General features: G+C 74.5%; 8 protein-coding genes. 6 read left to right on the top strand and 2 right to left on the bottom strand.

The genetic code is table 11. The annotated features are described in order from the left end of the window. Positions 1-324 precede the first annotated feature (324 nt). Both AB0H87_RS35990 and AB0H87_RS35985 read left to right on the top strand, forming a co-directional pair. A complete protein-coding gene (locus AB0H87_RS35990) occupies positions 325-1,398 on the top strand; it encodes a hypothetical protein (RefSeq protein ID WP_360156303.1) in 1,074 nt (357 codons plus the stop codon). After that, positions 1,395-2,396 carry an HAD-IIA family hydrolase gene (locus AB0H87_RS35985; RefSeq protein ID WP_360156300.1) on the top strand — a complete coding sequence of 334 codons (1,002 nt, stop codon included), beginning with the start codon at positions 1,395-1,397 and terminating at the stop codon, positions 2,394-2,396. The genes AB0H87_RS35990 and AB0H87_RS35985 overlap by 4 nt, the downstream gene beginning before the upstream one ends. Here AB0H87_RS35985 and AB0H87_RS35980 read toward each other — a convergent pair. Next, complete coding sequence (locus AB0H87_RS35980) at positions 2,393-2,728, bottom strand: SCP2 sterol-binding domain-containing protein (RefSeq protein ID WP_360156297.1); 336 nt, start codon at positions 2,726-2,728, stop codon at positions 2,393-2,395. The two genes, AB0H87_RS35985 and AB0H87_RS35980, sit on opposite strands and share 4 nt — an antisense overlap. A gap of 144 nt (positions 2,729-2,872) precedes the next feature. On the opposite strand from AB0H87_RS35980, the gene AB0H87_RS35975 reads away from it, so the two are divergent. The 4 genes from AB0H87_RS35975 (at position 2,873) to AB0H87_RS35960 (ending at position 5,523) form a co-directional block, all read left to right on the top strand. Further along, positions 2,873-3,502, top strand: coding sequence for a hypothetical protein (locus AB0H87_RS35975; RefSeq protein ID WP_360156294.1), 630 nt, complete (start codon positions 2,873-2,875; stop codon positions 3,500-3,502). Then, a complete protein-coding gene (locus AB0H87_RS35970; RefSeq protein ID WP_360156291.1) occupies positions 3,499-3,726 on the top strand; it encodes a hypothetical protein in 228 nt (75 codons plus the stop codon). The genes AB0H87_RS35975 and AB0H87_RS35970 overlap by 4 nt, the downstream gene beginning before the upstream one ends. 14 nt (positions 3,727-3,740) lie before the next feature. Then, entirely contained in the window at positions 3,741-4,562 is an 822-nt protein-coding gene (locus AB0H87_RS35965; RefSeq protein ID WP_360156288.1) for a TlyA family RNA methyltransferase, read from the top strand. A gap of 73 nt (positions 4,563-4,635) precedes the next feature. Beyond that, positions 4,636-5,523 (top strand): NAD kinase, encoded by an 888-nt coding sequence (locus AB0H87_RS35960; RefSeq protein ID WP_360156285.1) that lies wholly within the window; start codon positions 4,636-4,638, stop codon positions 5,521-5,523. Here the strand turns inward: AB0H87_RS35960 and AB0H87_RS35955 are convergent. After that, positions 5,520-6,431, bottom strand: a 912-nt coding sequence (locus AB0H87_RS35955; RefSeq protein WP_360156282.1) for a hypothetical protein, incomplete at its 5' end; no start/stop codon positions are given. The two genes, AB0H87_RS35960 and AB0H87_RS35955, sit on opposite strands and share 4 nt — an antisense overlap.

Genomic DNA, 6,431 nt, shown 5'->3' with positions numbered 1-6,431 from the left:
GCTTCCGCAAGTCGGCGATCGTCGGCGTTGACGCGCCGTCGTCACCGACCACTAGAAGAGGAACTTCTCGGCCACCGTCTGGTCGACGACCGCGGTGGCTTCCGCGGCCGCGACGACCGGGGTGGCTTCCGCTCCGGCCCGCGCGAGGGCGGCTTCCGCGACCGGGACGACCGCGACCGGGACCGTGGCCCCCGCGACGAGGGCCGCGAGGAGCGTCCGTCGACGCCCGTCGGCCCGCAGATCCCCGAGGACATCACCGCGAACGACCTCGACAAGGACGTCCGCGCCGAGCTGCTCGGGCTCAACCGCCCCGTGGCCGAGATCGTGGCGCGGCACCTGGTCGCGACCGGTCGCCTGATCGACGACGACCCGGACGAGGCGCTGGCGCACGCGCTGGCCGCCCGCCGGCTCGCCTCGCGGATCGCCGCGGTGCGGGAGGCGGTCGGGCTGGCCGCGTACCACGCCGGTGAGTGGCAGGTGGCGATCGGCGAGCTGCGCACGTACCACCGGATGACCGGACGCCAGGACCACCTGGCCGTGCTCGCCGACTGCGAGCGCGCGCTCGGCCGGCCCGAGCGGGCGATCGACCTCTACCGTGGGGCCGACCGGGCCGCGCTGGCCCCGGCCGACGCCGTCGAGCTGCTCATCGTGGCCGCCGGCGCGCGTGGTGACCTCGGCCAGAAGGACGCCGCCGTCGCGATGCTCCAGGTCCGCGAGCTGACCAGCGGGTCCGAGGAGCCGTGGGCGGGCCGGCTGCGGTACGCGTACGCCGATGCCCTGCTCGCCGCCGACCGCCGCGACGAGGCGCGTGAGTGGTTCGCCCGCGCGGCCGAGGTCGACGAGGACGGCGCGACGGACGCCGCCGAGCGCCTGCTGGAGCTCGACGGCGTGACGATCGAGGGCGACGACGAGGACGAGTCGGGCGACGACGACGCCTCCGGCACCTACGCGGCGCTGGCGGACGGCGACGACGACCAGGACGAGGAGGATGACGTCCTGGTCGAGGCCGCCGAGGTCGAGGAGGCCGACGAGGACGGCGACGACGAGGACGACGACGAGGACGACGTCGAGCTCGACTCCGAGGGCCGGGCCGACGACGACGCCGCCGTGGACGTCGAGGTCGACGAGGAGGCCGACGACAACGAGCTGCCGGGCGAGGTCGCGGCCGACCAGCCCGTGCGGACCGCGGCCGACGGCCTGCCGGAGGAGGTCGGCCCGGACGACGTGCCGGTCGAGGTCGCCCGGGTCGCCGACGACACCCTCGAGGTCGACGCCGAGGGGCAGCCGGAGGACGGGTCACCGGTCGACGCGGAGATCGACGCCGACCCGGACGCCGACCTCGACGCGGACGACCGCAAGGTGCTTCCAGAGATCGACGACACCGACGACAAGCGATGACCCTGCCGCCGCCGGCGTCCGGTCGGCTCGCTGACGCGTACGACCTGGTGATCTTCGATTTGGACGGGGTCATCTACCTGTCCGACAGCGCGGTGCCGGGCGCGGTGGAGGCGGTCAAGCGGTTGCACGCCGACGGTCGGGCGGTCGCGTACGCGACGAACAACGCCAGCCGGCGGGCCGCCGCGGTCGCCGACCTGCTGACCGGGCTCGGTGTGCCGGCCGTCGCCGACGAGGTGCTGACCTCCGCCGCGGCCGCCGCCCGGCGCCTGGCGGACCGGCTCGAACCCGGCGCGCGGGTGCTGGTCGTCGGCGCCGACGCGCTGCGCCAGGAGGTCACCGACGTCGGCCTGACGCCGGTGGCCAGCGCGGACGACAAGCCGGTCGCGGTCGTGCAGGGCTACGGCCGCGAGGTCGGCTGGGTGATCCTGGCCGAGGCGGCGCTCGCCGTACGCGCGGGTGCGCTCTGGATCGCCACCAACACCGACCGCACCCTGCCGAGCCCGCGCGGACCGCTGCCGGGCAACGGCTCACTGGTCTCGGTGCTGCGCACCGCCCTCGACCGCGACCCGGACGAGGTGATCGGCAAGCCGGAGCCGGTGCTGTTCGAGGAAGCCGTCAAGAAGGACTCGGCCCGGCGCCCGGTGGTGGTCGGCGACCGCCTCGACACCGACATCGAGGGCGCGGTGCGGGCGGGGCTCGACAGCCTGCTCGTGCTGACCGGGGTGAGCCAACCCCGCGACCTGGTCGCGGCGCCGGAGACGCAACGCCCGACCTACGTCGCCAAGGACCTGTCCGGGCTCTTCGACGACGTGGAGACGCTCGCGATCACCGGCGAGGGCACCGGCTGGCGGGTCACCGACGGCCGGCTCGAGGGCCACGGCGACCCGGTCGCCGCCCTCCGGACGATCGCCGCGGCGGCATGGACCGGCACGGACGTCACCGGCATCGAAGGCGCCGGCGACGAGGCCACGAAGACCCTGCGAGCCCTGGGGCTCTAGAGGAGCTTGCGCAGCTTGAGCAGGTCGAACGGGTTGGCCTTGATGCGCATCTGACCCGCCGCGATCGCGCGGGTGACGTCGAGGTCGCCGCGGACCAGGGCGAGGAAGTCGTCGCTCTTGAGGGTCAGCGCGATCTTCGCCTTGGGGTCGTCACCGTCGGCGATGTCGATCAGTTGCCCGTTGTGCAGCCGGCCGTGGAAGGCCGCGCCCAGGTCGGTCAACCGGCATGCCACGGTGCGTTCGAGGTCGAGCCGGCTCTGCGCCTCGGCGTTGCCGCCCAACCTCGCCGCCAGCTCGTGCATGGCGTCCCGGCACTCGTCGACGGTGGCCAAACCGCTGCTCCCCTCGTGGCACGTGATCTCCCGGCACGGTACCGCACAAGGCCGACACAAGCGCCCGGTAGCGTGGACCCGGAGCTGACCGATTCTTCTCGGCAAGTCCCGAGAGCCCGAACCGTTGGGGAGAGGAAGCAGACGATGCAGGACGCGTGGCGGGCATACCTGGAGCTGGCCCTGGGCGCGACGGAGACGTCGCGGAAGAAGGCGCAGAAGGTCGCCCGCAAGCTCGTCGGCAAGAGCGGCGCCACGGCGGCGCAACTGACGGCGATCGCCGAGGAGATGGTCACGACGAGCGCCGCGAACCGCGAGGCGCTGGTCAAGCTGATCCGCTTCGAGGTCGACAAGGCGCTCGGCCGGGTGGGTCTGGCCACCGCCGACGAGGTCGCCGAGCTGAACACCCGGGTCCGTGACCTCGAGGTCGAGCTGCGCGCCGAGAAGGCCCGCGCTGACGCCGCCGAGGCGGCCGCCGTGCCGCCGCCGGCCGCACCGGCCAAGCGCACGCCGGCCGAGAAGGCCCTGGCCAAGAAGGCCGCCGCGACCACCGCCAAGACGAGCCCCGCCCCGGCGAAGAAGGCCGTCGCGAAGAAGACGGCGGTCAAGAAGACGGCCGCGTCCATCGCCGACGAGCTCGACGGGACCGAGCCGGTCGCCACGCCGGCGCCCGCGCCGACCCCGGCCAAGAAGGCCACGCCGGCCAAGAAGGCCACCACCACCCCCCGCAAGGTCGCCAAGAAGGCACCGGCGAAGAAGGCAGGCGGAGCTTCATGACCGCACCCGTCCCGAACCCGGGGATGTTCGCCCGGCCGGCACCGGCGGCCCCGCCCGTCGAGCCGGCGCCGCCGGCCGACGGGCTCTCCGGCCACCCGGCCGTCGACGCCGCGATCCGCTCGATGGCCAACGCGGTCGAGCTGTCGCCGGCCGACCAGATCGCCGAGTACGAGGCCGCCTACCGCACCCTGCGGGAGACCCTCGCCACCATCGACCAGGCCTAGAGCTCCGGCTGGTCATGGCTCGTCGAAACCGACTCGACACCGAGCTGGTCCGGCGCGGGCTGGCCCGGTCCCGGGAACAGGCCGCCGAGCTGGTCGAGGCCGGCCGGGTCAAGGTCCGTGGCGTGCGCGCCCGCAAGCCGGCGGCGATGGTCGACCCCGCCGACCCGGTCCTGGTCACCGGCGACGACCCGAGCTACGTCTCGCGCGGCGCGCACAAGCTGCTCGGCGCCCTCGCCGGCTTCGGGCCGCGTGGGCTGACCGTCAAGGGGCGGCGGTGCCTGGACGCCGGCGCGTCCACGGGCGGCTTCACCGAGGTGCTGCTGCGGGCCGGCGCCGCCGAGGTGGCTGCCGTCGACGTCGGCTACGGCCAGCTGGCCTGGTCGCTGCGGACCGATCCCCGCGTACGCGTCGTCGAGCGCACCAACGTCCGTACCCTCGAACCGGATCAGATCGGTGGCCTGGTCGCACTGACCGTGGCCGACCTGTCGTTCATCTCGCTGCGCCTGGTGCTGCCGGCCCTCGCCGCGTGCACCGAGCCCGAGGGCGACCTCGCGCTGATGGTGAAACCCCAGTTCGAGGTCGGAAAGGAACGGGTAGGACAGGGCGGTGTGGTCCGCGAGCCGGAACTGCGCGCCGAGGCGGTGCTCGACGTCGCCGCCGCGGCCGCCGAGCTCGGCCTCGGTGTGGCCGGCGTGGTGGCCAGTCCACTGCCCGGCCCGAGCGGCAACGTCGAGTTCTTCGTCTGGCTCCGGCGCGACGCGCCACCCGTCGTCCCCGACGAGGTGCGCGCCGTCGTCGCGGCCGGCCCTGGGGCAGTCCGCGAGGAGGCGGTATGAGCGACCGTAGGGAGCGAATCGGCCGGCTCAGTCCCGCGGGCGAATGCCGGGGCTCGCGAAGCGAGGCACGAGCATGACCCGCGTTGCGCTGCTGGTCACCCATACAGGTAGGCGGCGGAGCACCGAGCATGCCCGGACGGTCGCGACCGACCTGATCAAGGCCGGTTTCGAGGTGCGGGTGGTGGCCGACGAGGCCTCCGACCTGGAGGTGCCCGGTGTCGTGCCGCGCAGTGACCTCGACGCCGCCGACGGTGCCGAGATCGTCTTCGCGCTCGGTGGTGACGGCACGTTCCTGCGCGCCGCGGAGCTGGCCCGTCCGGCGAAGGCGCCGCTGCTCGGCATCAACCTCGGCAAGGTCGGCTTCCTCGCGGAGGCCGAGATCGACGACCTGGACCAGGCTGTCCGCGACGTGGTCAACCGTGACTACACGGTGGACGAGCGGCTGACCCTGGACGTACGCGCGGAGCTGACACCCGGCGGCGAGGTGGTCGAGTCCTGGGCGCTCAACGAGGTGAGCGTCGAGAAGGGACAGCGGGCCGGGATGCTGGAGCTGCTCGTCGACGTCGACGGGCGGCCGCTGTCGCGCTACGGCTGCGACGGGGTGGTGTGTGCGACGCCGACGGGTTCGACGGCGTACGCCTTCTCCGGCGGCGGCCCGGTCGTCTGGCCCGAGGTCGAGGCGCTGCTGCTGGTGCCGATCAGCGCGCACGCGCTGTTCAGCCGGCCGCTGGTGACCGCGCCGACGTCGACCTTCACCCTGACCGTCGACCCGTTCACGACGCTCGCGGTGCTCTGCTGCGACGGCCGCCGCGTCTACGACCTGCCACCGGGCACACAGGTGACGGTCCAGCGCGGCTCGCTGCCGGTGCGGATCGTCCGGCTGCGCCCACGCCCGTTCACGGACCGCCTGGTCGCGAAGTTCGGCCTCCCGGTCGACGGCTGGCGCGGCGGCCGGATCTAGAGCCAGGAGGGCGGGATCGCCGGCCAGGTGGTCGACGCGAGGCGCAGGAAGTAGTCCTCGCCCGGGTCCCAGGTGTGGCCGGTGGCCCGGCGGTGGTAGACGTAGCCGAGCGGGTGGGTGCGGTAGACGCCGCCGCCCGCCCGGACGAGCCGCTGGATCAGGCCGAGGTCGACCGAGCGCGGCACGGGCCGCCAGCCGCCGACCGCCTCGAGATCGCCCTTGGCCAGCAGCATCGTGCCGCCGGAGACCACCTCGCCGAACGCCTCGGCCGCGCCCGCGCGGCGCCGCAGCACCGTGCCGCGGTCCTCGAGGAGGACGAGCTCGCTGCCCTTGCCGACCAGCGTCGCGCCGGAGTAGTGCCGGGCCAGCACCAGGTCCCAGACGTGGTCCGGCCCATAGGTGTCGTCGTCGTCCACCTTGGTCACCAGCGTCCCGGCGGCGCACGCGGTGGCCGCGCCGAGCACCGCGCCGAAGCTGGTCGCCGCGGGCAGCTCGACGACCTGGTGCGGGCGGCCGGCCAGCGCCTCGGCCAGCGCCGCCGGCGCCGGCACCCCGTGCAGACAGACCACGATCTCCAGCTGGGGGTACGTCTGCGCGACGAGCATCCCCAGCACCGGGGCCAACAGTTCGGGGCGGCGGGTGGCCAGGACCGCGGTGACGGTGGGCAGGGCACCACCGGCCAGCCCGGCCGCGTGCCACCGCAAGGCCGCTCGCCGCTGCCGCACGCTGCGCGCCTCGTTCGCGAGCGGGTCGGCGCCCGGCGGCGGCGCGTCGAGCACCGCGAGCAGGTCCGGCGCGAGGGCGGCCCGCGCCCGGGCACCGAGCGCCGACCCGTCGACCAGTACGCCGGTGGCGCAGAGCGCGGCCACGGCGGCCGGCGGGGTGTGCGGGCCGACCACGGCCGAGCC

The sequence above is a fragment of the Asanoa sp. NPDC050611 genome (assembly GCF_040654855.1).
Lineage (GTDB): Bacteria > Actinomycetota > Actinomycetes > Mycobacteriales > Micromonosporaceae > Asanoa.
The sequence above is the reverse complement of the archived record's forward strand: the minus strand, read 5'-3'. Positions and strand labels throughout refer to the sequence as shown.